24 protein-coding genes are annotated in these 25,141 nt (G+C 59.5%); 16 read left to right on the forward strand and 8 right to left on the reverse strand.

The features are described from left to right. Positions 1 to 53: 53 nt before the first annotated feature. Positions 54 to 1,343, forward strand: coding sequence for an AmpG family muropeptide MFS transporter (locus ACRRQW_RS07390; RefSeq protein WP_438480635.1), 1,290 nt, complete (start codon positions 54 to 56; stop codon positions 1,341 to 1,343). A gap of 195 nt (positions 1,344 to 1,538) precedes the next feature. Here the strand turns inward: ACRRQW_RS07390 and ACRRQW_RS07395 are convergent, their stop codons facing one another. The 3 genes from ACRRQW_RS07395 to ilvA form a co-directional block, all read right to left on the reverse strand. Further along, complete coding sequence (locus tag ACRRQW_RS07395) at positions 1,539 to 2,501, reverse strand: N-acetylmuramoyl-L-alanine amidase (RefSeq protein ID WP_438480636.1); 963 nt, start codon at positions 2,499 to 2,501, stop codon at positions 1,539 to 1,541. Between the two features lie 131 nt (positions 2,502 to 2,632). Continuing rightward, positions 2,633 to 3,103 (reverse strand): REP-associated tyrosine transposase, encoded by a 471-nt coding sequence (locus ACRRQW_RS07400; protein ID WP_438480637.1) that lies wholly within the window; start codon positions 3,101 to 3,103, stop codon positions 2,633 to 2,635. Positions 3,104 to 3,111: 8 nt separating this feature from the next. Continuing rightward, complete coding sequence (gene ilvA / locus ACRRQW_RS07405; RefSeq protein ID WP_438480638.1) at positions 3,112 to 4,323, reverse strand: threonine ammonia-lyase; 1,212 nt, start codon at positions 4,321 to 4,323, stop codon at positions 3,112 to 3,114. 217 nt (positions 4,324 to 4,540) lie between these two features. Between ilvA and ACRRQW_RS07410 the strand changes: the two genes are divergently transcribed. From ACRRQW_RS07410 to gndA, 6 genes are all read left to right on the forward strand, one after another. Then, the gene (locus ACRRQW_RS07410; RefSeq protein ID WP_438480639.1) at positions 4,541 to 4,900 is read left to right on the forward strand and encodes a type II toxin-antitoxin system RelE family toxin; all 360 of its coding nucleotides are present in this window, start codon (positions 4,541 to 4,543) and stop codon (positions 4,898 to 4,900) included. Positions 4,901 to 4,918: 18 nt separating this feature from the next. Next, positions 4,919 to 5,833 carry a CDP-diacylglycerol--serine O-phosphatidyltransferase gene (gene pssA, locus ACRRQW_RS07415; protein ID WP_438480640.1) on the forward strand — a complete coding sequence of 305 codons (915 nt, stop codon included), beginning with the start codon at positions 4,919 to 4,921 and terminating at the stop codon, positions 5,831 to 5,833. A gap of 194 nt (positions 5,834 to 6,027) precedes the next feature. Further along, positions 6,028 to 7,152: a DNA polymerase III subunit beta gene (gene dnaN, locus ACRRQW_RS07420; RefSeq protein WP_438480641.1), complete on the forward strand. Its 1,125-nt coding sequence runs from the start codon at positions 6,028 to 6,030 to the stop codon at positions 7,150 to 7,152. 91 nt (positions 7,153 to 7,243) lie between these two features. Continuing rightward, on the forward strand, positions 7,244 to 8,128 hold the full coding sequence (locus tag ACRRQW_RS07425) for a hypothetical protein (protein ID WP_438480642.1): 885 nt from the start codon (positions 7,244 to 7,246) through the stop codon (positions 8,126 to 8,128). Positions 8,129 to 8,243: 115 nt separating this feature from the next. Then, on the forward strand, positions 8,244 to 8,501 hold the full coding sequence (locus tag ACRRQW_RS07430) for a hypothetical protein (protein WP_438480643.1): 258 nt from the start codon (positions 8,244 to 8,246) through the stop codon (positions 8,499 to 8,501). Positions 8,502 to 8,563: 62 nt separating this feature from the next. Then, entirely contained in the window at positions 8,564 to 10,072 is a 1,509-nt protein-coding gene (gene gndA, locus ACRRQW_RS07435) for an NADP-dependent phosphogluconate dehydrogenase (protein ID WP_438482344.1), read from the forward strand. A 224-nt stretch (positions 10,073 to 10,296) separates the two neighbouring features. On the opposite strand, the gene ACRRQW_RS07440 is transcribed toward gndA, so the two are convergent. After that, on the reverse strand, positions 10,297 to 12,516 hold the full coding sequence (locus tag ACRRQW_RS07440) for a beta strand repeat-containing protein (RefSeq protein ID WP_438480644.1): 2,220 nt from the start codon (positions 12,514 to 12,516) through the stop codon (positions 10,297 to 10,299). A 334-nt stretch (positions 12,517 to 12,850) separates the two neighbouring features. Here ACRRQW_RS07440 and ACRRQW_RS07445 point away from each other — a divergent pair, with 334 nt between their 5' ends. Continuing rightward, positions 12,851 to 13,375 carry a hypothetical protein gene (locus ACRRQW_RS07445; protein ID WP_438480645.1) on the forward strand — a complete coding sequence of 175 codons (525 nt, stop codon included), beginning with the start codon at positions 12,851 to 12,853 and terminating at the stop codon, positions 13,373 to 13,375. A gap of 614 nt (positions 13,376 to 13,989) precedes the next feature. Here ACRRQW_RS07445 and ACRRQW_RS07450 read toward each other — a convergent pair. Then, positions 13,990 to 14,343 carry a nuclear transport factor 2 family protein gene (locus ACRRQW_RS07450; RefSeq protein WP_438480646.1) on the reverse strand — a complete coding sequence of 118 codons (354 nt, stop codon included), beginning with the start codon at positions 14,341 to 14,343 and terminating at the stop codon, positions 13,990 to 13,992. 132 nt (positions 14,344 to 14,475) lie between these two features. On the opposite strand from ACRRQW_RS07450, the gene ACRRQW_RS07455 reads away from it, so the two are divergent. The 7 genes from ACRRQW_RS07455 to ACRRQW_RS07485 all read left to right on the forward strand — a co-directional run bounded on the left by ACRRQW_RS07455 (position 14,476) and on the right by ACRRQW_RS07485 (position 21,082). After that, positions 14,476 to 15,522, forward strand: a complete 1,047-nt coding sequence (locus ACRRQW_RS07455; protein WP_438480647.1) for a serine hydrolase domain-containing protein — start codon at positions 14,476 to 14,478, stop codon at positions 15,520 to 15,522. An 84-nt stretch (positions 15,523 to 15,606) separates the two neighbouring features. Further along, entirely contained in the window at positions 15,607 to 16,377 is a 771-nt protein-coding gene (gene hisN, locus ACRRQW_RS07460) for a histidinol-phosphatase (protein ID WP_438480648.1), read from the forward strand. A gap of 12 nt (positions 16,378 to 16,389) precedes the next feature. Then, a complete protein-coding gene (locus ACRRQW_RS07465) occupies positions 16,390 to 16,785 on the forward strand; it encodes a VOC family protein (protein ID WP_438480649.1) in 396 nt (131 codons plus the stop codon). 175 nt (positions 16,786 to 16,960) lie between these two features. Beyond that, positions 16,961 to 17,791, forward strand: coding sequence for an ABC transporter permease (locus ACRRQW_RS07470; RefSeq protein WP_438480650.1), 831 nt, complete (start codon positions 16,961 to 16,963; stop codon positions 17,789 to 17,791). A gap of 28 nt (positions 17,792 to 17,819) precedes the next feature. After that, positions 17,820 to 18,848, forward strand: coding sequence for a polyamine ABC transporter substrate-binding protein (locus ACRRQW_RS07475; protein WP_438480651.1), 1,029 nt, complete (start codon positions 17,820 to 17,822; stop codon positions 18,846 to 18,848). 157 nt (positions 18,849 to 19,005) lie between these two features. Next, positions 19,006 to 19,884: an ABC transporter permease gene (locus tag ACRRQW_RS07480; RefSeq protein WP_438480652.1), complete on the forward strand. Its 879-nt coding sequence runs from the start codon at positions 19,006 to 19,008 to the stop codon at positions 19,882 to 19,884. 106 nt (positions 19,885 to 19,990) lie between these two features. Further along, positions 19,991 to 21,082, forward strand: a complete 1,092-nt coding sequence (locus tag ACRRQW_RS07485; RefSeq protein ID WP_438480653.1) for an ABC transporter ATP-binding protein — start codon at positions 19,991 to 19,993, stop codon at positions 21,080 to 21,082. A 120-nt stretch (positions 21,083 to 21,202) separates the two neighbouring features. Here the strand turns inward: ACRRQW_RS07485 and ACRRQW_RS07490 are convergent, their stop codons facing one another. From ACRRQW_RS07490 to ACRRQW_RS07500, 3 genes are all read right to left on the reverse strand, one after another. Then, entirely contained in the window at positions 21,203 to 21,571 is a 369-nt protein-coding gene (locus ACRRQW_RS07490) for an iron chaperone (RefSeq protein WP_438480654.1), read from the reverse strand. A 56-nt stretch (positions 21,572 to 21,627) separates the two neighbouring features. Further along, positions 21,628 to 22,965, reverse strand: a complete 1,338-nt coding sequence (locus ACRRQW_RS07495) for a hemolysin family protein (RefSeq protein ID WP_438480655.1) — start codon at positions 22,963 to 22,965, stop codon at positions 21,628 to 21,630. 106 nt (positions 22,966 to 23,071) lie between these two features. After that, positions 23,072 to 23,425, reverse strand: a complete 354-nt coding sequence (locus ACRRQW_RS07500; RefSeq protein WP_438480656.1) for a hypothetical protein — start codon at positions 23,423 to 23,425, stop codon at positions 23,072 to 23,074. A gap of 243 nt (positions 23,426 to 23,668) precedes the next feature. Here ACRRQW_RS07500 and ACRRQW_RS07505 point away from each other — a divergent pair, with 243 nt between their 5' ends. Next, the gene (locus ACRRQW_RS07505; RefSeq protein ID WP_438480657.1) at positions 23,669 to 25,069 is read left to right on the forward strand and encodes a sulfatase; all 1,401 of its coding nucleotides are present in this window, start codon (positions 23,669 to 23,671) and stop codon (positions 25,067 to 25,069) included. Positions 25,070 to 25,141: the final 72 nt, after the last annotated feature.

Consider the following 25,141-nt stretch of genomic DNA (forward strand, 5'->3'; position numbering starts at 1 on the left):
TTGTTTTGGTTGCTTGCGTCGCGCGCGGCGGGGCGCAATGCGTTGAGGTGCGCATGGAAAACCCCGCAGCCAAGTCAACGAATCCGTGGAGCTGGGTGCCGACGCTGTATTTCGCACAAGGGATTCCTTATGTCGCGGTGATGACTTTGTCGGTGGTGATGTATAAAAACCTGAAGGTTTCGAATACCGACATCGCGCTCTACACGAGCTGGCTGTATCTGCCGTGGGTCATCAAGCCGCTGTGGTCGCCGCTCGTGGATTTGTTTCGCACGAAACGGTTTTGGATCGTGGCGTTGCAGTTTGTCGTCGGCGGGTCGCTGGCGCTCGTGGCGCTGACGCTGCCGGGGCCGATGTTTTTCAAGATGACGCTGGCGATCTTTTGGCTGATGGCGTTCAGCTCGGCGACGCACGATATTGCGGCGGACGGATTTTACCTGCTCGCATTGCCGGAGCACCAGCAGGCGGCGTTCGTCGGCGTGCGCAGCACGTTTTACCGGCTGGCGATGATCGCGGGCCAGGGCGGGTTGGTGTATCTCGCGGGCTCGGTGCAGGAATGGACGGGAGATTTTGTGCGCGCGTGGACGATCGTGTTTGGCGTGCTCGCGGTGTTCTTCGTGGTGATCGCGGCGGTGCACAGCTTCACGCTGCCCAAGCCGGCCAGCGATGTGACGTCGCCGCGAAAAGATAATTTTTTCGCCAGCTACTTCACTGTTTTCGCGGAGTTTTTTAAGAAAAAGGAAATTCTCAGCATCCTCGCGTTCTTGCTGCTCTATCGGCTCGCCGAGGCGCAGTTGTTGAAACTGGTGAATCCGTTTCTCCTCGATGCGCGCGACCAAGGCGGCTTGGGGCTCACGGTTAAACACGTCGGCGTGGTTTACGGCACGGTCGGGCCGATTGCATTGACGCTCGGCGGGCTGGCGGGCGGCGTGGTGATTTCACGCTTTGGGTTAAAACGAATGATCTGGCCCATGCTCGTGATCATGCACGTGCCGAATGCGGTGTTCATCCTCCTCGCGACGACGCAGCCGGAAAATCTTTTGGCAATCGGTAGCGCCGTCGCGGTCGAACAATTCGGCTACGGCTTCGGGTTCACGGCCTACATGGTTTACATGATGATGGTCGCGCAAGGTGAGCACAAAACCGCGCACTACGCGCTGTGCACCGGCTTCATGGCGCTCGGCATGATGTTGCCGGGCATGGCGGCAGGCTGGATTCAAGATCACGTCGGTTACGTGAATTTCTTCGTGTGGGTGATGATCGCGACGATTCCGTCGTTTGTGGCGGCGGCGTTTTTGAAAATCGATCCGGCATTCGGGAAGAAAGCGGAAGCTGCGGTGAAGTGAGGTGTTGGTGATGCCGCGAGCAGGCGATTTCTTGGCCACGGATTGCACGGATTTTGACGGATAGAACGGATCACGCCGATACGAGCGGCATAAACTTGAAGCCGCTATCCGGGCTCCATCCGTTTGTATCCGTGAAATCCGTGGTTAAAAAACACCCGTTCGCGGCGCATTCCTCGCCTGCGCGAAAAGCCCGGCCTACTTTTTTTCGGGAGGCGGCGCTGCGTTAATAGAGCGCGCGCCGGTGATGACTTTTTCCCAATCCATGGCGGGGCCGGGATCCAATTTGTTGGCCTGAATATGGTAGTGGCCGAGCACGCCGTGGTAGTGTTCGAGCGAGGCGTCAGGCAGTTTTTTCGTGACGAGTTTTCCGGCGGCGTCGCGCGGGTAATCCAGTTTGATTTCAGGAAACACGCGGCTGAGGGCGGCGGTGAGTTTGATCAACGCTTCGTATTGCTCGGGTGTGAGGTCGTATTGCTCGAGCGCGCGGCCTTGCACAGCACCTTTCACGAGTGCGTCGCGCACGGGGCGACCGGCGTAGTTTTTGTTGAAGAGCCCGTGGTCGCCCTGCGCGGCGGGGGTGAGCCGAGGTTTTCCTTTTTCGTCGCGCGGATACCACAGTTTGAAACGCGCCGCGGCGGCGCCGGGCGAGTGTGCGCCGATGTTGGCGATCTCGATGCCGATGGAACGGCTGTTCGACGTGGTCGCGTGAAACGCGCGTTCACGGAGATCGAGGGTTTGGTAAATGGTGCCGTCGATATCGAGCATGAAGTGGATGCTCAGGCCGCGCTCGATGTGCAGGACGCGGAAGCACGTTTTGCTCAGCCCGCACTCGTCGTAATGCAGCACGAATTGGTCGACGTGTTTGCGCAGGTCGGCGAGGTCGCGCGGGCCGTCGCCGGAGTAGGCAAAATTCTTTTCCTTCGGCGGCGTGCCGAGGCGACGCGCACCGTAGTGATCGGGAAAACGCGCCGCGGCGGGCGGCACGCCGGGGCGCGGCGCGTAAGCGTTGTAACCGCCGGCATCGAGCCACGTGACGACGCGCGTGCCGGTGGAGAAAAATTGTCCGGCGACGATCATCTCGTCGGGTTTGCGCAGCGTTTTATTCGGCGGCGGAAGCACGGGGAGCGGCGCCGGTTCGGGCGCAGGGGTTTCCGTCATAACTACGGGGTCCGGCGTGCGCGGCGCGGTTGGTTTCGTGGGTTTGGTTACCGGCTGGCTGGCGCAGCCGGCGAGGAGAAGCAGCGCCAATAAGGTAGGGCCCGACCTCCGGGCGGGCCGCGACGTGGATGTTAATATTCGATCTGGTAAGGCCATGCTTCGTGTTCACCGATCAGGCCAGCACGGCGCGGATTTTGGCGAATGTAAGCCGCCTTTTCTTCCCAACTTTCGTCAGAACGCAATCGATGATCGAAGAAATTTTTCTGCCAAATAATCGAGGTTTTGAGGGCCGTGTAGCGCTTCCAATTCGAAACGAGGTGTTCGATGTTTTTATCCGGAGCCGCCGCAATCAAAGCGTGCACATGATCCGGCATCAAAAGCATCTGCCGCAAAAACCAATCCTGTTGGTCGTGATAATGGCGAGCGGCACGGAATAAAATATCCGCGACTGAAGCGTGGCAAAGTTGGTTCGTGCCGCGTTGTTCGCAGCAAATTGTAAGAAAGAAAGTGGCGCCGGATTTAACCCAGGCGGGCGGTGCGTGCTGATGGGTGACGCGCGACGGCCCGCCCGGAGGTCGGGCCCTACCTTCTGAGCTTTTCATAACCGTCCCTACCTCGTGACCACCGGAAATCCTGCCTTCTTTAACGCGCGGTGGACTTCGCGGATGTGCGCGTGGTCGCGGGTTTCCAAAGTGCAGACGGCGTTGACGGCGGAGACGTCGGGGCCGCTGAAGGCGCGGTCGTGTTCGATGTCTTTCACGCTCGCGCCGCAACCGGCGAGGACGCGCGCGAGTTCGGCGAGGCCGCCGGGGCGATCGCTCATGATGACGGTGAAGCGCGTGAGGCGACCGTCATGCACGAGGCCTTTTTCGATCACGCGACTGAGAATCGCGGGGTCGATGTTGCCGCCGCAGACAGTGAGCACGACTTTCTTGCCACGCAAATTCGGGAGCAGGCCGGCCATCATGGCGGCGAGCGGCGCGGCGGCCGCACCTTCAACGACGGTTTTTTCGAGTTCGACCATCCGCAGAATCGCCAGCGCGATCCAATCTTCGGACACACGCACGACTTGATCGACGCGCGACCGCGCGAGTTCGAACGCATTGCCGCCGACCTTGAGCACAGCGAGACCGTCGGCGAGCGTGGCGCGGCGTGGAATCGTGACGGGGCGCTTTGCTTTCAACGCGGCGGTGAAGCTCGCGGTCGCCACGGATTCGACGCCGATGATTTTAATTTTTGGTTTCAGGGCTTTCGTCGCGACCGCAATTCCGGCGAGCAAACCCGCGCCGCCGATCGGGCACACGATGGCGTCGGCGTTTTTGACCTGTTCGAAAATTTCCAAGGCCATCGTGCCCTGGCCGGCGATGATGGCGGGATTGTCGAAGCCGTGGATGTAAGCGAGGCCCTCGCTGTCGACGAGTTTGTCGGCCTGCGTGCGGGCTTCGGCAAAATCGCGGCCTTGCACGAGCACGCGCGCGCCGAGTTTTTTGCAGGTGCTGACTTTGATGAGCGGCGCGTAATCGGGCATGACGACCGTGACGGGAATGCCGAGGAGTTTGCCATGATACGCGAGGCCGAGCGCGTGGTTGCCGGCGGAAGCGGCGATGACGCCGCGTTTTTTCTGCTCGGGCGTGAGCTGGAGCAACGCGTTGCGGGCGCCGCGTTCTTTGAAGGAGCCGGTGCGTTGGAAATTATCGAGTTTGCAGAAAATCTGGGCGCCCGTGATTTCCGAGAGCGGAATCGATTCGGGGCACGGCGACATGATGACGCCGCCTTCGATGCGGCGGCGCGCGGCGCGGATATCAGCGAGAGTAACAGACATGCGCGGGAGTTAGCGGAGTGGACTTCCTCCGCGCAATAAAGATGCAGATAACCCAGTTGCCCCGGCAGGGAATCGTCCGAACGGGGGAACTGGTCGGGTTCGTGCTGTCCTAACAGCAACTTCGCAACTCCGCGTGACGTCTTAAGTTTAGACGAGGTGTTGCCTAGACAACCTGCCTCGCTTACCCAACAGTCACTTCATCAACGGCCACACGATTATGTATCAGGTAACTTTTTCCGAGCAAAGCATGCGCGAACTGAATCGCCTCGATAAACTGGCGCAGCTCGACGCCATCGATCCGATCAGCAAAGTGCGCCCCGCCGATCTGGAACATCCGCGCGAACCGCTCGGTAAATTCAACCGCGGCGGCAAAAACTTTTACCGACTGCGCGCAGGCGATTTCCGCTTCTATTTCGAAGTGCAAGGCGACACGCTGCACACGCATTACATCCTGCACAAATCGTCGCTGGAGGATCTTCTGTTCCGCATGAAGCTGCCGGTGTCGGAGCAACAGTTGTTCGAGCAGGATTCGAAATTCTGGAAATACCTCGAAGGTCTCACCAAGCCGAAAGCTTAACTTTTTTCGCCCGCACCCGTGTCCGACGATCTGGAACAGCGCGACAACCCTTACAACGTCACCCAGGCGAGCCGGATTTATTTCCTGCCGAACTTGATGACGGCGGGGAATCTCTTTTGCGGTTTCGCGGCGGTCATCAAGTGCATCCAGGCGCGCCTCATCACCGATGGCGGCGAGTATGCGGTGCTGCACGCGAATCAATCGTGGATGACGCTCTACACGCACGCCGTGTGGCTGATTCTGGCGGCAGTCGTGTTTGATTCGCTCGATGGCCGGCTGGCGCGCATGGGCGGGCGCACGTCGTTGTTCGGCGCGGAATTCGATTCGCTGGCCGACGTCGTGTCGTTCGGCATGGCGCCGGCGTTGATGGTGTTCTTCCTGATTCTGGCACCGCGTGAGGATTACCAGTGGTTCCGCGAGCTGGGCTGGTTCATCGCCTTCATCTACCTGCTTTGCGGCGCGATTCGGTTGGCGCGGTTTAACGTGATCACGAATCCCCTGCTCCACCGCAACGAAACCGAGCACAAGGGCCATGGCGACTTCGTCGGGCTGCCGATTCCCGCGGCCGCCGGCACGGTGGCGACGCTCGTATTGTTTCTCCTTAACCTCGCTTCCAACGCCCGGGAGCTCCGCCAGCTGACGCTCGCGCTGCCGTTGTTGCTGATCCTCGTGTCGTTTTTGATGGTGAGCACGATTCGTTACCCGAGTTTCAAGAAGATCAATTGGGAGACCAAGACCCGCGTGCGCACGTTTGTCGCGCTGCTGATCGCGGCAGGCGTCATCATCAAGCTGCGCGAGGTGGCGTTCTTCTTTCTTTTCCTCGCTTACATCGGTTACGGGCTCGTGGCGCACTACCGCCGCGGTGTCCGGCACGCGAAGGAACAAGTTCTGCGCAAAACCGGTGTGAACCGGGGCGCAGGAACTTCTGAATAACTTTCCGCTGTGAACAAACTGCCGGTTATTGGCGGTTACTCGGATTGGGTTCACAGCACTTTGCCGGCCCTGTTTTCACTCGGAAACGCCAAGGTTATTCCGATAAAATGACCCCATAGTAATACTGATACTTTTCATTATTGTATCTCTCTATAATCATCCTTTGTTAATCGAACGCATTTAACGCCCCTCGCATGAAATTTAAGATCAACCGCGACCACTTCAGCAACGGCCTAGCTCAGGTCCTCAACGTCGTTGGCTCCAAGGCCGCCATGCCCATCCTGAGCAACGTGCTCATCGAGGCGGAGAAAGACCACATCTCGCTCACCACCACCAATCTCGACCTGGGCATCCGTTGCAAAATCAAGGCCGAGGTCAAGGAAGGCGGCTCCGTCACGCTCCCCGTCAAACGCCTCGCGACCATCGTCCGCGAACTCCCGAACGTCGACGTCTCCTTCGACTCCACGGCCAGCCACCAGGTGAAGATTGCTTCCGGCGGTTCGAATTTCCGCATCATGGGCATCGGCGCCGAGGAATTCCCGAAGCTGCCGGATTCTGCCGACGACAAGAAGTTCACCTTCGAACAGGGCGAGCTCGCTACGATGCTCAGCAACGTCTCCTACGCCCAATCGAGCGACGAGACGCGCTACATCCTCAACGGCGTCTATTTTAACTTTAAAGACGGCAAGGTCGCGCTCGTAGCCACCGATGGCCGTCGCCTCGCTCTCGTCAGCAAGGAACTCGAAGTGCCTGCCGCCAGCGCGGGCGCGATCATCCTTCCCGCGAAGACGGTCGGCGAACTCCTCCGCCTCCTCGGCAAGGGTGACAAACTCACGATCGCGTTCAACGAGCGCCGTGCGGCGTTCCAGATCGAGACTGGCAAGGACAACAGTGGCCTGACGGACAGCATTTACCTCTTCTCGAAGGTCGTTGAGGGCAACTACCCGAACTATCAGCAAGTCATCCCGAAAGAGACGCACCAGCGCATCAAGCTGGAGCGCGAGCTGTTCCTCCAATGCGTGCACCGCGCCGCGTTGGTGACGTCCGAAAAATCGAATTCGGTTAAGATCAAACTTTCCGCCAACCTGCTCGAGATCACGGCGTCCTCGCCGGACTTCGGTGAGTCACACGAATCGATGGCGATTTCCTACAGCGGCCCGGATCTGCAGGTCGCGTTCAATCCGCAATTCGTGATGGATCCGCTCCGCGCGCTGACGAAAGACGAAGTGTTTTTCGAAGTGAAGGACGAGGTCAGCCCCGGCGTGTTCAAGACGCTCGAAAGCTTCGTGTGCGTGATCATGCCGGTGCGTCTGAGCTAATTCGATGCGCGGTCTGAAGACAGGCTGCGCAACTTGATTCCTCTTTTACCCTGCGCGTCGAGGTCGGCGCGCATTCACCGTTAATCACTCCATGCCAGAACACCTCACGCTGCCGCTGGCAGGCACATCGCTTTTGCTGCTGATGTTGCTGGTTTATCTGAACCTGCGCCTCGCGTCGCCGATTCTCGCGATTGTGATTCGCTGGCTGCGCTGGATTTTCTTCGCGTTCTCGATGGCGGTGTTGAACGAAGTGTTTCTCGTCGTCGACCGGCCGTTCTGGGTCGTGGCGTCGTCGGTGTTTCTTTTCTGGTTCCTGCTCGAGTCGATGTTCAACTGGCTGAAAGTGAGCGCGATTTCGCTGAGCCCGTTGCCGCTGTTTCCGCGTTACATCGTGAACACCGGCGGCGACGAATGGCCCACGCAAAAACGCCTGCTGCGCGTGCGCGATTGGCTGCGCGATAATCGCTTCACGCATGTGCAGGCCTTGAAGGCGGAAATCGGCGGCGGCATCTGGCTGCGCACCTCGGTTTACCAAAGCAACGACGGCACGCTGCGCCTGCATGTGTTGTTCGTGCCGCAGGAAAACGGCGCGCTCACCGTGTGCTACAGCCTCGCCACGAAAAGCGACGACGAGCGCCGTTACGTGACCGACAATTTGTATATTCCGTTCGGCGGGTTTTATCCGGAGAGCTGGCACGTGGAGCGCAATCCGTGGCGCCGCAACCTCGCGAAAATCGTGGCCCGTCACCGCGACCGTCTGAGCACGTCGAACGCCATCGCGCTGCAGTGGGAAATCAGCCCCATCGACGACATCAACCAGCAGCAACAGCAGATGGAGATGATCAACACCGAGCTCGGTTATCTGCTGCCGCATTCCGAGCGCGAAGAGTTTGGCAAGATCACGCCCGGCGGCCGTTTCCGGATTTGGAAGGAAGCGTGGCTGCTCGATTATTTCGGCATCACGCAGCGGTATTGAGCGCGCCGTCAAAGCGCGGTTAAACGCAGTTTGTTGGTAAAAATGGCTCGTCAGGCCGGAGGTGCGGTCTCCTTCTTCACTTATGCTGCTGTTTGCGGTCAGTGCGGTTGAACAAATGAAAACGCTCCCCGTTGCCACGTGGGGAAAAATTGCGCTCGCGGTTCTCGCGGTCGTGGTAGCGGTTTTCGTCTTCCGCAAACTCATGAAGACGAACAAGGTGGTCGCTTCGTTGATCGGGTTTGTGGTGCTGGCGATTTTGTTTTTCTCGTGGGTCTACAATCGCAACGAGCCGGCGTTTTTGACGCCGTTTGTGGAGCGCGTCGCGCCATTCTTCCCTTCGGCGAAAACGAATAACTCAGCGCCGCGGCGGTAAGGTCATAAAACCCGAAAAAGGGTTGGTCTTTGGCGGAGCGATTTATAGCTATGAAAGCTCTTATGGCCAAAACGCACTCTGACATCGGACTCATTGGACTCGCCGTCATGGGTCAGAATCTCGCCCTCAACATCGCCGATCACGGCTTTCAGATTTCGGTTTATAACCGCACCACGGAAAAGACCGACAAGTTCGTCGCTGAAAATCCGAACACCCCCGGCGGTGTCGTCGGTTCGAAGACGCTCGAAGAATTCGTCCAATCCCTCGCGAAGCCCCGCAAGGCCATCATTCTCGTCCAAGCCGGCAAAGCCACCGACGCTGTCATCGACGGCCTCGCGGCGTTGTTTGAAGCCGGTGACATCATCATCGACGGCGGCAACGCCCTCTGGACCGACACCATCCGCCGCGAAAAGCAGCTGAAGGAAAAAGGCCTCCGCTTCATCGGTTCCGGCGTGTCCGGCGGTGAAGAAGGCGCGCGTTTCGGCCCGTCCCTCATGCCGGGCGGCGACAAGGAAGCGTTCAAGGAACTCGAACCGATCTGGAATGCCGTCGCGGCCAAGGTCGACAAAAAGACCGGCAAACCGCTCATGGGCGCCACTCCTGGCAAACCGGTGAAGGGCGGCGTGCCTTGCACGACCTACATCGGCGAAAACGGCGCGGGCCACTACGTGAAGATGGTCCACAACGGCATCGAGTATGGCGACATGCAGATGATCTGTGAGGCCTACGAACTCATGAAAGGCCTCCTCGGCCTCAAGCCCGCCGAAATGGGCGCGATTTTTTCCGAGTGGAATAAGGGCGCGCTCGACAGCTTCCTGATCGAAATCACCGCTGACATTCTCAAGCAAAAGGATCCGGTCACGAAGAAGCCCTTCGTCGACATCGTCCTCGACACCGCCGGTCAGAAAGGCACCGGCAAATGGACCTCCGTCAACGCCCTCGACATGGGCGTGCCGGCTCCGACGATCGCTGAATCCGTCTTCGCGCGCTGCATTTCCGCCATCAAAGACGAGCGCGTCGCCGCGTCGAAAGTCCTCAAAGGCCCGAAGATCAAGAAGGTTTCCCCGGCCAAGAAGAAGGAACTCATCAAGGCCATCCACGACGCCCTCTACTGCTCGAAGATTTGCTCCTACGCGCAAGGCTTCCAGCTCATGCGCACCGCGCAGGGCGAATACGGTTGGAAACTCAACTTCGGCGCCATCGCGCAGATCTTCCGCGGCGGTTGCATCATCCGCGCGGCGTTCCTGCAAAAGATCACCGAAGCCTACGCGCGCAACCCGAAGCTCGCGAACCTGCTCCTCGATCAATATTTCAACAAGACGATCCAGAAAGCGCAGACCAACTGGCGCAAAGTGATCAGCCTCGCCGTCGAGAATGGCATCAGCGTGCCGACGTTCGCGTCGGCCCTCAGCTACTACGACGCCTACCGTTCCGCCCGTTTGCCGGCGAACTTGCTCCAAGCCCAACGCGACTACTTCGGCGCCCACACCTACGAGCGCACCGACAAACCCCGCGGCAAATTCTTCCACGTCGATTGGCCGGAACCCACCCGCCCACAATTGGAAGCTTAAGCTTCCAAAATGTAGGAGCCTGCTCGCAGGCGATTCCTTTCAAGCCGCGTCACAACCGACGCGGCTTTTTTGTGCGCACAAAAACTCTTAACGATAGGCGCATTTATTTCTGTAAGGATTCGGTTTTCGATTAAGCCGGATTTGTGACCACGCACGCGATCGCGCCCCAACCATGTCGCTGAGCAAAAGCAGCCAAGGGGCGAGCCGGCGTCGCTCGCGAAAACCTAGCTCACGCACATTTTAGTTTTCACCGCACGGCGACGCCACGCCGCGAGTCCGAGCGCGGCGATGCCCGCGATAGCGGCATAAGTCGAAGGTTCGGGGATGGCGCTCGCCGCGATAAAGTTCAGGGAGATCGTGTTGCCGTCCTGACTGAGATTCCACGAGCCGCCGTTGAGCTGGTTCGTGAAGCCAGTGGAGTTGATCTGGAACGCGTTGGCATCGAAGCCGAAGATGCCGCCGGTGGCGCTCGCGATGGTGTAGGCAGAGTTGAGCGCAGAGTTGAAATTCATGACGTCGCCCGCGGTGTTGTTGGCGAGAAGCGAGGTGAGCAGGAGCGTGAATTTATTTTCCGCGGTCGCGTTAATCGTGAGCGTGCCGGAAATCGCCAGCAGGTCGTAACGTGCGCCCGCGCCGGTGGCCGGCGAGGCCGCGTCGTTGATTTCCCATTCATAATTCGCGCCGCCTTCCCAAGTTGTGTTGCCCGCGGTGAGTTCTCCAGGTGAATTTCCCGGGGTAAGGGTGCTGCCGGAGTTGAGTGTGAGCGTGCCGATGGTGCCGCCGCCGCCGAGGCTGGCGCCACTGGCGACAGTTACGGCGGAAGTGGTGAGCGAGCCATTCACCACCAGCTTACCAGCGTTGACCGAGGTGGGACCAGTAAAGCTGCTGGTGCCGGTGATCGTGAGCGTGCCTGCCCCGATCTTGGTGAGGCCACCCGTGCCGCTGAGGTTCGCGCCGATTCCTACGTTAAATCCGTTCGTGTCTAACCATGCACCGTTGGACGTGATCGTGATTTCCCCGTCTTCGAAATTGCGGATGAAATCAGCCTCGTGCCGCGTGGCGCGCAGGATGCCGCCGTCGAAGCGCACCGCGCCGCCGTAATCCAAGAGCGATCCGGCAATACTGCCGCCACCCGGGCCGGGGCCTTCCGTCAGCATCCCGGTTTCCAGCACGCCGCGCGCACCACTATCGCCCCGCAAGATAAGCAAGCTGGGCGATTGGTATCTGAAGCCGTCCAAGCTCACTTCGGTGGCCGTGATTTTTCCGCCCGCAGCGATTTCCACGGTGCCGCGCGTGCGATAACCGATTTTCAAATCGCCGGCATTCGTCCACGTCGAGCCCGCTCCCGTCACGAGAACAGAGTTGCCCGTAATCTCGTCGTCCGTCGTGGCCACGCCGACGTTACCGATCACGGCGCTTTGCAGGCTGCTGTTGGTGAGAGTGCCGCCATTTGCGATCGTCAGGGTGGCGAGGCCGCCGCCGCCGATTACCAGCGGGCCGCTTTCGTTGATCCAAGTCGAACCCGCGCCCGTCACGGTCACTTGGCCCCGGCTGAGGCCATTGCCGGAGTTAGCTGCGGCGCGTCCCCACGAAATCGTGGCCGAGCTAGTCCGGAGCAAACCACCGTTTTCAACCGTCACGGAATTGTCTCCATGGCTGTCTGCGCCGACGACCAATGTGTCGAAAATTTCCCACGTCGAGCCGGCGCCTGTAATTGTGGCCTGCCCGCTCGGTTTACCGGAGTTATAAAATTCGCCCAAGGTGGCGTTGATGGCGCTCACGTAGCCACCCGCTTCCACGCGCAACGTGCCCTTTCCTGCCGAGCCTAGTAAGAAGACATTTCCAGAGCCATAAATCGAGGAACCGGACGTCAATTTCGAGCCACTGCCCGTGACAATGATCTCACCCACGCCGGCTCTGAAATGTCCGACATCGACCACTCCGGTAACCTCAGCGCTATCCCGGATGGTGAGACTGCCATTACCGTAGTTTCCGACTTGGATGGTCTCACTGGCCACGACCGTCCCCGCATTTTCTATCAGGCCGGTGCCGACGCTATTCAGTTTTGCCGCGAATACCATGTCGCCCGAAATCCGGCCGCCGTTGCGAACCAGCAAACTGCCGGTGCCGCCTACATCGATGTAACTGATGCCATTGGGCGCCAGGACCTGGCCTCCATCACCGATGATGACGGCACCGTTGATCACAGAATCGGTATCCTGAACTGTTAGGCTGGCGATGCTGCCGGGGCCATCGGCGACGATAATATTCGCATTGATCGAGCTACCGTCGGTCACGCCGATGCCGCCGCTTGAATCAGGCTCGCCCGCGACCGAGACATTAATCATTGAAGGCGTCCAAGACATCGGCGGCGGATTAGGGAGCAGTGGATAGACACCAGAGGCGGAAATACCCGCCGTGAGCGGCAGAGGCGGAAACACCACGAATAAGCAGACAACACACGACGCCAGACAGCGAATCGAGGAAGGTGACATGCCAGAAATGTGCATTAACGCGGGTTTCGATAAAGGTTTTTATATTTCTACCTGATTTCGATCCACCCGCTCTGCCTTTCGTGAGCCGCTTCCAAGACCATCCGCCCCGCCAAGAGACAGGACGCGCCGAGCGGGCTGGGTTCGTGTTTTCGTCATTGCGAGGATCGCGAATGCGCGACGCGGCAATCCAGCCGCCCAAATCATTCTTCGTTCTCCACTCATTCTCGTTCTCTCCCCGTCTTTCAACTCGTCACTAGTCACCGATCACTCGTCACTCTCTTCCATGCCTTTGCTGACGATTGTCCCGCCGATGCCGGGCGCTGAGCGCCGCTTCCAACCGTTTGTCGATTTCGTGCACGCTTCCGGTTGGGAGACTGAATTTGTCCGCCTCGATTGGACCGACCACCATCCTGACTTCGGCTCGCACGCGCTGTTCCCGCAGGTCGACGCCCAGACCGAGGGCAAGATCGTGTTCGGTTTTTCCCTCGGCGCGCTCTTCGCGCATCTGGGCGCACTGCACGCGAAGCACCTGATTCTCGGATCGATCTCACCGTTTTTCCTGGAGGATGACGACGAGCCCGAGCGCTGGCAGATTTCCTATCACCTCGGCAACGCGGCCACTCCCGCCGACGTGCTCGTGGGCGCTTTGGAAGACGCCCAAATGCACCGCCGCGCGACCGCTGTGCGCGACTTCTACCACCACCACACCTACACCGTCGTCCCCGAAGCCGACCACGAACTCTGGCACCCGAACTACTTGGCCGAGATTAAAACGGCGTTGGGCCGACTTGGAGTCCGACATGGCTAGCCAGGAATCTGGATCTGGCTTCTGCGTTTGCACCCAAGTTTGCTAAAAGTGCTAGCATAAAGGTGCAAATTTCGGCAGAAGTCCGAGCGCGGCACATGGCGAAAGTTCACCGAAACAAATCTGCCGAAGAAACCGAAGCCCTAACAGGGCCTACACCGTGGCCCGGTGCCAATGCTCGCCTTTTGGGTTTAGGTCAGGGACTTCCCGTTAAGCCGCTTGATAGGCTGGCAAATTTTAGCGCTGCCGATTTTGAACGTTTCACTCTCGAATGGGCCTCTGACTACCTTGCGAACAAAGTGCCTAGTATTGTAGAGGTTCAGCAGCGAGGCGGGGCGGGCGATAAGCCCAGGCGTTGAGGCCGCTTTTTGGGAGTCGCTTATCAACATTTCCAACAATGTTCAGATCTTAATCGTCGAAAACAAAGAGCCCCCGCCTAATGTCGCTAGCGCGGTTCATTACGAATGGTTCGCGGGAAATGAGGCCGGTCCCGGAGATAGGATTGGCTTTATACCGTGACGATTAAGATGTCACGGCTAGATCAAAGACGCCACGTTTTGACTGGATGATTGCACGGGCCGAATGAGTTGCTCGATCTTGCGAACAACGGCACGCATTTACTGTGGCAGCTCCGCGATTTCCATCCCTTGGATCAGGCCGTTTGCGAAGGTGAAGCGGTGGCCAGTGTGCACGTCGGCCACGACGGTGCCGTTGAGGTCGCGGACGACTTGGTGGACGTCGACGAGGATCGTGCCGCTGGCTTCGGCGTGGAAGGCCACGGGCTCGACGTGCGGGTTGATCTCGCTCCATTGCTCCGTCCAGTAGGCGCGGATGGCTGCGTGGCCTTGCACGAAACCGCCTTTGAAAGCTTTCGGCCATTTCACATCGGGGGTCATCGTGGCGAGCGCGGCGTCGATGTTGCGGGAATTAAAAGCGGCGTAAGCGGCGCGAAGTTGGGTGATTTCGGTCATGGGTGCGGTGGGCAAACAGGTGGGTGCATCCGCAGCGCTGTCAAATTGCCAGCGTCGCCACCGCGCATTCGAAATGGCCTGCCATGGGCTTTCGTGCTGGCGCGTCGCCTCTGGTGTGGGCGTTATTGATCCATGCGTAAATTGGTCGCCTGGCTTGTTCCTGCGCTCCTCCTGATTCTCCTGCCCGGTTGCGGAGCAAAGGAAGCTGCGCTCCCGTTGCCCGAAGGAATCGACCAGCTGGTGAGCTCAGCGCACGCGGAGGGCAAGTTTTCGGGCAGCGTGCTCGTGACGCGCAAGAATCGGATTCTGTATGAAAAAAGCTTCGGGCTCGCCGACCTTGAGCGGAACGTGCCCAACGCGGCGGACACCCGTTTCCTCGCCTTTTCGCTCCTGAAACCAATGACAGCCGTGTTGGTCTTCCAGCAGATCGACGCGGCTCGACTCGCCCTCCCTGACCCGCTCGAAAAGTTTTTTCCGAATCTGCGGGGAAAACCCGCCGGGGCGGCTACGTTGCAACAATTGTTAACGCACACTTCCGGGATATCGGAAGTAATCAGTAGCCACCGCGATCGCCGCATCACTGCTCGCGACCTCGAAGTGGCGACGATCACGGGGGCGGGAGAATTCAATTATTCCAACACGGGATATGTGGTCCTCGGACTCGTCCTTGAGGCGGCCTGCGGAAAATCCTACGAGGCGCTGTTGCAGGAAAAGGTCCTGACGCCTGCGGGCATGCGCGACTCCGGCTTGCTTCGCACCGGGCAAAGCGTGCCGAAGCTGGCGCGCGGTTATAAACTCGAAGGCGCAAAACCGGTTCTCGCGGAACTGGACGTCGTGCCGGAAGCGCTCGATGGCGCCGGCTCTCTTTTCACGACGGCGGTTGACCTGCGCCGATTTGACGAAGCGCTTCGTCAGGCGGTGATTTTGCCCGAGGAATCGCAACGGAGAATGCTCACGCAACAGGTGAAAGGGCGTTTCGGCTACGGCTGGTTCCTCAGCGAACAGGGCGGGCAATACTTTCCGTGGCATCAAGGAAACTATCGCGGCTATTCGGCCATCTTCGTCCGACAAATTCATCGCGGAGAGGCGATCGTGATCCTTTCCAACCTTCAAGACGCAGACGTGGCCGCCCTGCGCAGCCAGATCCTGCGTCTGCTGAAGGCGCAGCCGTCAAGCTGAGGCTCACTCAGTTCCAATCCAGGCAAGCAACCGTGTGCCGTAGTTTCGCGTGGCTTCACGCGGGCGACTCGCAACGCTGGGCGCATGGATTTGTCCGCTTATCATTCGTTCATCCAGGAACTCGCGCGCGAAAGTGCGGCGGTGATTTTGCCGCATTACGGGCGGCCGGAGTTGGCGGTGGAAATCAAGGCGGACGATTCGCCGGTGACGGTCGCGGATCGCGGCGCGGAGCAACGCATGCGCGAGCTCATCAACGCGAAGTTTCCCGCGCACGGCATCATCGGCGAAGAATTCGGCAGCGAGCGCGCCGACGCGGAATGGACGTGGGTGCTCGATCCGATCGACGGCACGAAATCATTTATCAGCGGCGTGCCATTGTGGGGCACGTTGATCGGGTTGCTGCATCGCGGGCAGCCGGTGCTCGGGTGCATTCACCAGCCCGTGCTCAAGCAACTCATGATTGGCGACGGCAAGGTCACGACGCTCAACGGCCAGCCGGTGCGCGTGCGCGCGACGACGCGGCTCGGCCACGCCACGGTGCTCACGAGCGACACGCGCAATCTCGCGAGATATCAAAACGGCGCCGCGAGCGAGCGGTTGGTTTCACAAGCGCGCATCTACCGCACGTGGGCGGATTGTTATGGTTACCTGCTGCTGGCGTCGGGCTTCGCGGATATCAGCATGGATCCGATCATGAATCCGTGGGACATCGCCGCACTTGTGCCAGTGGTGCGCGGCGCGGGCGGCGTGATTACGGACTGGCACGGCGGCCCGGCTTATCCGGCGGAATCGACGCTCGCGGCGGCGACGCCCGAGCTGCACGCGGAGGCGATTCAGATTTTAAACTCCATCTGAACCACACGAATCATGGACACACCAAAAGCCGGAACGATTTCGTGGACTGACCTCACGGTGCCGAATGCCGTGGCCTTGAAAGATTTTTATGCGGCGGTCGCGGGCTGGGGCGTGATGCCGATCGACATGGGTGGCTATGAGGATTTTTGCATGATGCCGCCTGGGTCGGACGCGCCGGCGGCGGGCATCTGCCACGCGCGCGGCGCGAACGCCGACCTCCCGCCGATGTGGCTCGTCTACATCACTGTGCCGGATGTCGAAGCGAGCGTGAACACATGTGTCAAAAAAGGCGGCAAGATCGTGCGCGCCGTCCAAGCCATGGGCGGCGGTAAGATGGCGGTGATTCAAGATCCGGCGGGCGCGATCGCGGCGCTGTTTCAACCGGGTGACGGCGACGCGAGTTGCTGAAAATTTTTAACCACGGATTTCACGGATCGCACGGATGATGCATGCAAGGGGTTCAAGGCCCATTCCGTGATATCCGTGAAATCCGTGGTTAAATAATTGCCCGGTTGCGCTGACGCGCGCCGAGACTAACCGCTTGCGTTGATTCTCGTGGGACGAAAAATTCGGCGCGTTGACCATGCCGATTTCCGCTTCGCGACGTTCGCTGCCTTCAGGGTTGAAGCTCCTTAATTGGGGGCTCGCGGGTTGGACGGCGCTGGTGTTCCTGTTTCTCTACCTGCCGATTGTCGTGTTGGTGGTGTATTCGTTCAACACGTCGAAGCTGAACATCGTGTGGGAGGGCTTCACGTTGAAGTGGTATGGCGAGCTGCTCGCGAACCGACCGATTATCGACACGCTGAAAAACAGCCTGATCATCGCGTCGTTCACCACGGTGGCGTCGGTGATTATCGGCACGGGCGGCGCGTGGTTGCTGCACCGTTACCGGTATAAATTTTCGCAGGCGATCCAGACACTGATTTGCGTGCCGATGATCATGCCGGAAATTGTCATGGGCATCAGCCTGCTCGTGTTTTTCACGGTGATGTCGCTCGGGCTCGGTTACACGACGGTGGTGATCGCGCACGTGACGTTCTGTTTTCCGTTTGTGCTCGTGGCGGTGCAGGCGCGGTTGCAGGGGCTGGATCCTGCGCTCGAGGAGGCGGCGCTCGATCTCGGCGCGACGCCGTTGCAGGCGTTCTGGCTGGTGATTGTGCCGTGTTTGCGGCCCGCGATTTTTTCCGGCGCGTTGATGGCGTTCACGCTTTCGATGGATGAGTTGATCATCACGTTTTTTACGGCGAGCCCGTCCTCGACGACGCTGCCGTTGAAAGTGTTCGGCATGGCCAAGGTCGGCCTCAACCCGATGCTCAATGCGCTCTCGGCGGTCTTTATCGTGACGACGATCGTCTTCGTGCTCTTCTCAGATTACTTGCGGAAACTCGCGAATCGCGAAGCGCCCGTGGCGTGAATCCAGCTTTCCCCGCCCCTCTCCCTTTATGAAAAAAATCACCCTGCTCCTTCTCGCCGGCCTGCTTGTCGTGGCCGGTTGCTCCCGCAAGGAACCTGCGCCGCAGCTCAATCTCTTCGCGTGGTCGGAATACGTGCCGCAAGCCGTGCTCGACGGCTTCACCAAGGAAACCGGCATCAAGGTGAACTACGAAACTTACGCGTCGGGCGAAGAGATGCTCTCGAAGCTGCTCGCCGGCTCCGTGGCCTACGACCTCATCCAGCCGCCGGATTACATCGCCGAAGCGCTCATTGCGGAAAACCAACTCGTCGCGCTCGACCCGACGAAACTGCCGCATCTCAAAAACATCGCGCCTGAGTATCGCGGCATGCCGCACGATCCGAAAGACGCATTCACCGTGCCTTACATGGCTGGCACGGTCGGTATCGTGGTGAACACGGAAAAAATCACCACGTCCGTGAAAGGCTACGCCGAGCTTTTCGCGCCGGCGAATAAAGGCCGCATCGTCGTGCTCGACGACGGTCGCGAACTTGTGACCGCCGCGCTCTACACTCTCGGCGGTTCCATCAACGACATCACGCCCGCCACGGTGGCCAAGTCGCGCCCGGTGCTCACGCAGTGGTTTCCGCTGATCAAGCTTTTCGATTCCGACAGCCCGAAGACCGCGTTGCTCAACGGCGACGTCGACATCGGCCTGGTGTGGAGCGGCGAAGCGGCGTTGCTCTGGAACGAAAACAAAAAGTTTAACTACGTGCTGCCCGCAGAAGGCGCGCATAGGTTCATCGACCTTCTCGCGATTCCCAAGACGTCGAAAAACACCGACGCCGCGCACCAGTTTATCGACTACCTGCTGCGCCCCGAGGTCAGCAAACTCATCTCCGACGATTTCCCTTACACGAACCCGAACGTCGAGGCGCGTAAACTCCTGAGCGCCGACCAGCTCGCCAATCCGGCGAGCTACCCGAAGGCGGAGCGCAAGCTCGATACCTTCCGCCACATCGGCGACAGCGGCGCGGTGATCGACGAGTTGGTGACTGATTTGAAGAACGCGAAGTGAGCGTGTTTTCAAACAGCGGGATTTATTCGTGGAGGCGGGGCCATCCGCCCCGCGAGTTCGCGTCCCTATTTGTAGGTAGCCCGCTTGCGGGCTACGTTGCGCGCAAGCGCGCAACCTACAGGGGGAAAGCGATTGCGGCGCTGCAGAGTAAACATTGATGCAAGCGGTCGCCCTGCCCTCCTCGGCCAACTCCCATGCGCATCCGGCGGGGCGCGTGGGTTGGTTGCTGCTCGCGCCGCTGCTGCTGTGGCTCGCGGCGTTCGTGATCGTGCCGATGCTGATTCTGTTCGTGTATAGTTTCTGCACGCGCGACGACCTCGGGCGCGTGGTGTTTTCGTTTACGTTGGAAAATTACGCGCGCGTCTTCGATCCGGTTTACCTGAAAATTCTCGGTCGTTCCGTCGGTTACGCGGCGCTCACGACGGCCATTTGCGTGGCGATCGGTTATCCCGTCGCGTGGTTCATGGCGCGGCAGCGAGAGAGCGTGCGCAACAAACTGCTGTTGCTCGTGATGATTCCATTCTGGACGAGTTTCCTGATCCGCACGTATGCGTGGATTGCGATTCTCAAAAGCGAAGGGCTGATGAACGGCCTGTTGCAATGGGCGCGCGTGATCTCGGTGCCGCTCGACATTCTCTACACGCCGACAGCGGTCGTCATCGGCTTGGTGTATGCGTATCTGCCGTTCATGATCCTGCCAATCTACGGCAGCGCGGAGAAACTCGACCAGTCGCTCGTCGAGGCCGCTTACGATCTCGGCGCGGGTCCGATTCGGGCTTTTTCAAAAGTTATTATTCCGCTCACGTGGCCGGGGATTTCCGCCGGCATCCTGCTCGTGTTCGTGCCGGCGATCGGGATGTTCGCGATCACGGACCTCATGGGTGGCGCGCAGGTGCCGATGATCGGCAATGTGATTCAGAACCAATTTTTCCGCGCACGAAACTGGCCGTTCGGCGCGGCGCTCGGCGTGGTGTTCACGCTGATGTTCATCGTGGCCTACGTGCTCGTGCAGCGACGCGCGTCGAAAAACGCATGAGGACGGATATTCGGAGTTCAATGGTAGGGCCCGACCTCCGGGCGGGCCGTGGGCGCGTGCGAATTTCAAATCGGCCCGCTCGGCGATCGGGCCCTACCCTCACGCCATGACCGGAACCCCCATGATCGAAATTCACGGCGTCACGAAACGTTTCGGCGCGTTCACGGCGGTGAGCGACGTGTCGCTGACGGTGAACGCGGGCGAATTCATCACGCTGCTCGGGCCGTCCGGCTGCGGAAAGACGACGCTGTTGCGCATGCTGTCCGGGTTCGAGCAACCGGATGCGGGCACGATCCGCATCGCGGGCGAAGACGTCACGCACCTCGCGCCTTATCGCCGCAACGTGAACCAGGTTTTCCAAAGCTATGCGCTGTTCCCGCACCTCACGGTGTTCGACAACATCGCGTTTGGCCTGCGTATGCAGAAAGTGCCGGCGAAAGAGATCGCGGCACGCGTGGCTGAAGTCATCGCGCTCGTCGCGTTGCAAGGTTTCGAGCAACGCAAACCGCAGCAGCTTTCTGGCGGACAGCGTCAGCGCGTCGCGCTCGCGCGGGCGATTGTGCCGCGACCCAAAGTGTTGTTGCTCGACGAACCGCTCTCTGCGCTCGACGCGAAGTTGCGGCACCAGATGCAGCTCGAGTTAAAACACCTGCAAAAACAGATCGGGCTCACGTTTGTCTTCGTCACGCACGACCAGGAAGAAGCGCTGACGATGAGCGATCGCATCGCGGTGTTCAGCAAAGGGCGCATTGAGCAACTCGGCACGGCGTCGGAAATCTATCATCACCCGCGCACGGCGTTCGTGGCGGATTTTATCGGCGAAGCGAATCTGCTGCCCGCAGAGCTCGTGGCAAAAGAGGGCGCCAACGTTCGCGTGCGTCTTGCACAGGGCTTCGAGCTCGTGTTGCCCAGCGAACGCTGGCCGGGCGCGGCACCGCGTGCGCGCGTGTCGATTCGCCCGGAAAAAATCTGCGTTTCAAAAATACCGATTGAAGCCGAGCACGTGTTTCGTGCCACGGTGAAGGAGGAGGTTTTCCAAGGGGTGTTCGACCGCCTGTGGCTGGAAACCGAACACGGGCTGCGGCTCACCGCGGTGGTGGCGAACGAAAGCGCGCTGCGCCCGCCGATCCACGCGGGCGATGCCGTGTGGTGCGCGTTGCACGCGGATGACATCGTGGTGCTCAGCGACGCGAGTTGAGCGAAGAGCTTTTTAAACACGAATGGACACGAGCGCACACGAATAGAAATCAGACCACACAGGTTAGAATTGGCCTGAGCTGACCGCACGAGCGCTTTCTTAATTCGTGTCCATTCGTGGTTAAATCCCGGTCTTAATTTCTTTCGCGCGAAACTTTGCGATTTTCGCGATCAACCTGAGCGGCATCGGCTGATCGAGAGGAAATTGCACGGAGCCTTTACCGCTTTTGTAGCGCGAGAGTTCCTTTTGAAACGCACTCGTGCCGGAAGGTAGCGCGTAGAAACCGAGGTGCGCTTTGAACGCACCGAAGTGCAGCAGGTTTTTTCCGTGCAGGCGGAAAGTCGGCAAATTATAGCGAATCGCTTCTTCCGCTTCGGGCGCGGCTTTTTTAATGGCAGCACGGACCTGTTGCAGTAACAGCCGCACTGCGACGGGCTGGTCGGCGATGTAGGCGTCGATGGTTTTGGGCGAGGAAGCGGCGGATTTCATGGGAGTTATTTAATCAACGAATGAATCTCGCTTTTCCGGACAACTTGCGCGCCCGTTTACGCCGGTGGCGAGGTTTCAACTGTGGGTGGAGTTTCAGCCGGAGGATTAATGCGGAGCACGATTTTGTCGACGCGGTGGCGATCCATCGCGGCGACCTCGAAGGAGTAGTTATTCCATTTGAAGGAAGCGCCAGGTTTCGGGATGTGCCCGAGGTAATCGATCACGAAGCCGCCGAGCGTTTCAAAATCCTCGTCGTCCTCGCCGGGCAACGGCGGCAGTTGGAAGCGTTCGTGAAATTCTTCGAGGAGCAGCGCGCCGTCGATGAGCCACGAGCCGTCTTCGCTTTGCACGGCTTCGGGCGCGCGGTGGTCGTCGCGTTCGGGGAGATCGCCGACGATGGCTTCCATGACGTCGATGAGTGATACCAGTCCGACGATACTGCCGAATTCGTCCGTGATGAGCGCGAGGTGTTTGCCGCTTTTTTTGAAAGATTCGAGCGTTTGCACCGCGGTGATGCTGGCGGGCACGACCAGCGCGGGCGTGAGGTGATGACGGATGTGATTGGGCACGCCGGCGGCAGTATTGGCCCACAGCGATTTCACCGAAACCATGCCGATGACGTGATCGCGTGCGCCTTCATAGACGGGGAAATGTGAGTGACCGCTTTTCACGATCTTGCGCCAGTTGCTGTCGTCGGAATCGGCGGCATTGAGGAAAATGATTTTGCTGCGGCGCGTCATCAGCTCGGTGACGGGCAATTTATCCAGGTGCAGCACTCCCTCGACCATGGCGCGTTCAGCTTGGTGGAAAACGCCGGCGGTCGTGCCTTGTTCGATGAGGTGATCGATTTCCTCCTCGGAGGGCGGCGCTTCTTTTTCTTCTCCGAGGCCGAAGACTTTTAAGACGACATTGGTCGAAGCCGTGAGGAACCAGACGACCGGCGCGGCGACCCGCGACAGGCCGGTCATCGGTATTGCGATAAGCATGGCGCGGCCCTCGGGGTTGCTCAACGCGACGCGCTTCGGCACGAGTTCGCCGATGATAAGCGAGAAATACGTAATGGCACTGACGACGATGAAGATCGCGAGCGCATTGGCATAAGGCGCGAGCAACGCGATTTGGGCGATGGAGGGCGCCAGTTTTGCCGAGAGCGTCGCGCCGCCAAACGCGCCGGCGAGCACGCCGACGAGGGTGATGCCGATCTGCACCGTCGAAAGGAAGCGGGTCGGTTCCTGCGCGAGCGCGAGGGCGGCGGCGGCTTTGCGGGAGCCTTCGTCGGCGAATTTTTTGAGCCGGCCTTTCCGCGAAGAAACGACCGCAATTTCCGCCATGGCGAAAACGCCGTTGGCGAGCAGCAGGATTAAAATGATGAGAATTTCTAAGGTGTAGTGCATGGACAACAAAACGGGTGTGGATTTAGCAAGGCGGGCATCGGCCGAAACCTGGCGCGCGAAGCTCGCGCGCGGTTCGACTGAAAAACAGGGACGGACGGCGCCGACTTTACAGTCGTAACGCTAAAATCCCACCGAGGCCGGCGAGGCGTTTATGGCCCGGCCGATCCGCAGAAATCTTCCGCGGGGCGCGCACCGCCAGCAAAACCGGCGCGAGCGTATAAGTGACTTCCTGTCTGGGCGAGAGCCACAGGCGATTGTTTTCCGAGCGAAACGTGCCTTCCGTGCCGCGATCCGCCCGCAAATCCTGGGCAACGGCGATGACAGAATCCTGTTCGAACACTGACGCCTCTGACGACACGTCCTGAAAAATCAGGTCTTCATGTTCCAACGCCCCGAGCAACACCGCGACTAATCCAAAGAGCGCGATGATGCTTTTGAAACGCGAGCGGAGAACGGACATTGGTCGCACAGCTTGCGCGGGAAACGCGGTTCGTCAAATGGCGACATCGGAGTGTTAGTTTCTGACGCTGTGAAAATCCCCTGCTTTGCTTCTCCGCTAAATCCAACCACCGTGAACCGGCGTTTCGAGAAATCGATTTTCGGACGCACTACCCTGATGAAACTACGTTTTGGTTTACTTCTATCCTGTACGATTATTTTGGCGGCGGCGAATTTGCGGGGCGCGGCGCCGGTTGCCCGCCCAATGAATGTTTTGTTCATTTCGATCGATGACCTGCGCACGGAAATCGGTGCTTACGGCGCCACCCGCGCGATCACGCCGAACATCGATAAACTCGCCGCGCGTGGCGTGAAGTTCGAGCGCGCTTACACGCAATACCCGCTTTGCAACCCGTCGCGCGCGTCGTTGCTCACGGGACGTTACCCGGTGACGAACGAACTCTACGGTAACCGCGATTGGTTCGGCGCGTTCGATCCGTCGCTCGTGAGTTTGCCGAAGTATTTCAAGCAGCACGGTTACACGACGATTCGTTCCGGGAAAATCTTTCACGGCGACACCATTGATGATGCCGCGGCGTGGACGATCGGCGGCGTGCCGCATAAATTCAACGCGCCGAAGCCCGCGAGTTCGGTCGCGGCCACGCCCATCACCGAGGAAGAGGAAGCGAAACGCATCGGCCGCATGATCGAAGCCGATGTGCGGCAAGCACCGGGCTCCGACCGGTGGGTCGCGGTGGAGGATCCGGACGAGCTGGCGAAACTCGGAGACACGCGCGCGACTGATCGGGCGATCGAGTATTTGAAACAATGGAAGAAGGGCGACGCGCCGTTGTTTCTCGGGTTCGGTTTGTCGAAGCCGCATAGCCCGCTGATCGCGCCGAAAGAGTTTTTCGATAACTACGATCTGGCGAAAATCGAATTGCCGGTGGATTTCGCAGACAAGCCGACGGTGCCGGCAGGGTTTCCCAAAGGTTCGATTCGCGCGATCAACGCGGATTTATTCATCCGGCGGCTCGCGCCTGAGGACGAGGCGAAGCAAATGATCCGCGCGTATCTCGCGTGCGTTTCCTACATGGACGCAAATGTCGGGCGCGTGCTGGAGGCGTTGGAGAATTCCGAGCTGCGCGACAACACGATCATCGTTTTCTGGAGCGACCACGGCTATCAGCTCGGCGAAAAAGGCAAATGGTCGAAGGCCGGTTCGCTCTGGGAGCAAGGCACGCGCGTGCCGCTGATCATTTACGATCCGCGCGCGAAGGGAAACGGCCAGGCCTCGCCGCGCGTGGTGGAGTTGCTCGATCTTTATCCGACGCTCACCGCGCTGGCCGGCCTGCCGCAACCGGCGGGGCTTGATGGCCACGATCTCACTCCCCTGCTCGCGAAGCCGGACGCGAAGTGGGGTCATCCCGCTTACACCGTGTGGAACGAGCGCAGTCGCGGCGTCAGCGGCGTGGTCGTGCGCACCGAAAAATGGCGTTACGCAGAATTCTTCGGCCCGGGCGCCGGCGCGTTTCTCACCGATCCCATCAACGACCCGCACGAACTGAAAAACCTCGTCGCCGATCCGCAGCACGCGGCGGTCATCGCGGAACTTTCGAAACTCGCCCGCACGCACGTCGCCGGAAAAACCGAGCCGACGCCGTGATAGGGTAAGGTTTAAATGTGGAAATCATGGAATCAGGAAAAAAACGAGTAACCGGCAGGCCTTTATTCCTGA

It is taken from the genome of Oleiharenicola lentus (assembly GCF_051660365.1).
Taxonomy (GTDB): domain Bacteria; phylum Verrucomicrobiota; class Verrucomicrobiia; order Opitutales; family Opitutaceae; genus Lacunisphaera; species Lacunisphaera lenta_A.

Bases quoted from the DNA above. Each gene is read 5' to 3' on its own strand.
- ACRRQW_RS07500 (WP_438480656.1), bottom strand. From the start codon at position 23,425: ATGTCCGTTCTCCGCTCGCGTTTCAAAAGCATCATCGCGCTCTTTGGA.
- ACRRQW_RS07450 (WP_438480646.1), bottom strand. From the start codon at position 14,343: ATGACCGAAATCACCCAACTTCGCGCCGCTTACGCCGCTTTTAATTCC.
- ACRRQW_RS07505 (WP_438480657.1), top strand. From the start codon at position 23,669: ATGAATGTTTTGTTCATTTCGATCGATGACCTGCGCACGGAAATCGGT.
- ilvA (WP_438480638.1), bottom strand. From the start codon at position 4,323: ATGTCTGTTACTCTCGCTGATATCCGCGCCGCGCGCCGCCGCATCGAA.
- dnaN (WP_438480641.1), top strand. From the start codon at position 6,028: ATGAAATTTAAGATCAACCGCGACCACTTCAGCAACGGCCTAGCTCAG.
- ACRRQW_RS07475 (WP_438480651.1), top strand. From the start codon at position 17,820: ATGAAAAAAATCACCCTGCTCCTTCTCGCCGGCCTGCTTGTCGTGGCC.
- ACRRQW_RS07470 (WP_438480650.1), top strand. From the start codon at position 16,961: ATGCCGATTTCCGCTTCGCGACGTTCGCTGCCTTCAGGGTTGAAGCTC.
- ACRRQW_RS07455 (WP_438480647.1), top strand. From the start codon at position 14,476: ATGCGTAAATTGGTCGCCTGGCTTGTTCCTGCGCTCCTCCTGATTCTC.
- ACRRQW_RS07490 (WP_438480654.1), bottom strand. From the start codon at position 21,571: ATGAAATCCGCCGCTTCCTCGCCCAAAACCATCGACGCCTACATCGCC.
- ACRRQW_RS07395 (WP_438480636.1), bottom strand. From the start codon at position 2,501: ATGACGGAAACCCCTGCGCCCGAACCGGCGCCGCTCCCCGTGCTTCCG.
- ACRRQW_RS07410 (WP_438480639.1), top strand. From the start codon at position 4,541: ATGTATCAGGTAACTTTTTCCGAGCAAAGCATGCGCGAACTGAATCGC.
- ACRRQW_RS07445 (WP_438480645.1), top strand. From the start codon at position 12,851: ATGCCTTTGCTGACGATTGTCCCGCCGATGCCGGGCGCTGAGCGCCGC.
- ACRRQW_RS07390 (WP_438480635.1), top strand. From the start codon at position 54: ATGGAAAACCCCGCAGCCAAGTCAACGAATCCGTGGAGCTGGGTGCCG.
- ACRRQW_RS07425 (WP_438480642.1), top strand. From the start codon at position 7,244: ATGCCAGAACACCTCACGCTGCCGCTGGCAGGCACATCGCTTTTGCTG.
- ACRRQW_RS07430 (WP_438480643.1), top strand. From the start codon at position 8,244: ATGAAAACGCTCCCCGTTGCCACGTGGGGAAAAATTGCGCTCGCGGTT.
- ACRRQW_RS07465 (WP_438480649.1), top strand. From the start codon at position 16,390: ATGGACACACCAAAAGCCGGAACGATTTCGTGGACTGACCTCACGGTG.
- ACRRQW_RS07495 (WP_438480655.1), bottom strand. From the start codon at position 22,965: ATGCACTACACCTTAGAAATTCTCATCATTTTAATCCTGCTGCTCGCC.
- ACRRQW_RS07480 (WP_438480652.1), top strand. From the start codon at position 19,006: ATGCAAGCGGTCGCCCTGCCCTCCTCGGCCAACTCCCATGCGCATCCG.
- ACRRQW_RS07400 (WP_438480637.1), bottom strand. From the start codon at position 3,103: ATGAAAAGCTCAGAAGGTAGGGCCCGACCTCCGGGCGGGCCGTCGCGC.
- ACRRQW_RS07485 (WP_438480653.1), top strand. From the start codon at position 19,991: ATGACCGGAACCCCCATGATCGAAATTCACGGCGTCACGAAACGTTTC.
- hisN (WP_438480648.1), top strand. From the start codon at position 15,607: ATGGATTTGTCCGCTTATCATTCGTTCATCCAGGAACTCGCGCGCGAA.
- gndA (WP_438482344.1), top strand. From the start codon at position 8,564: ATGGCCAAAACGCACTCTGACATCGGACTCATTGGACTCGCCGTCATG.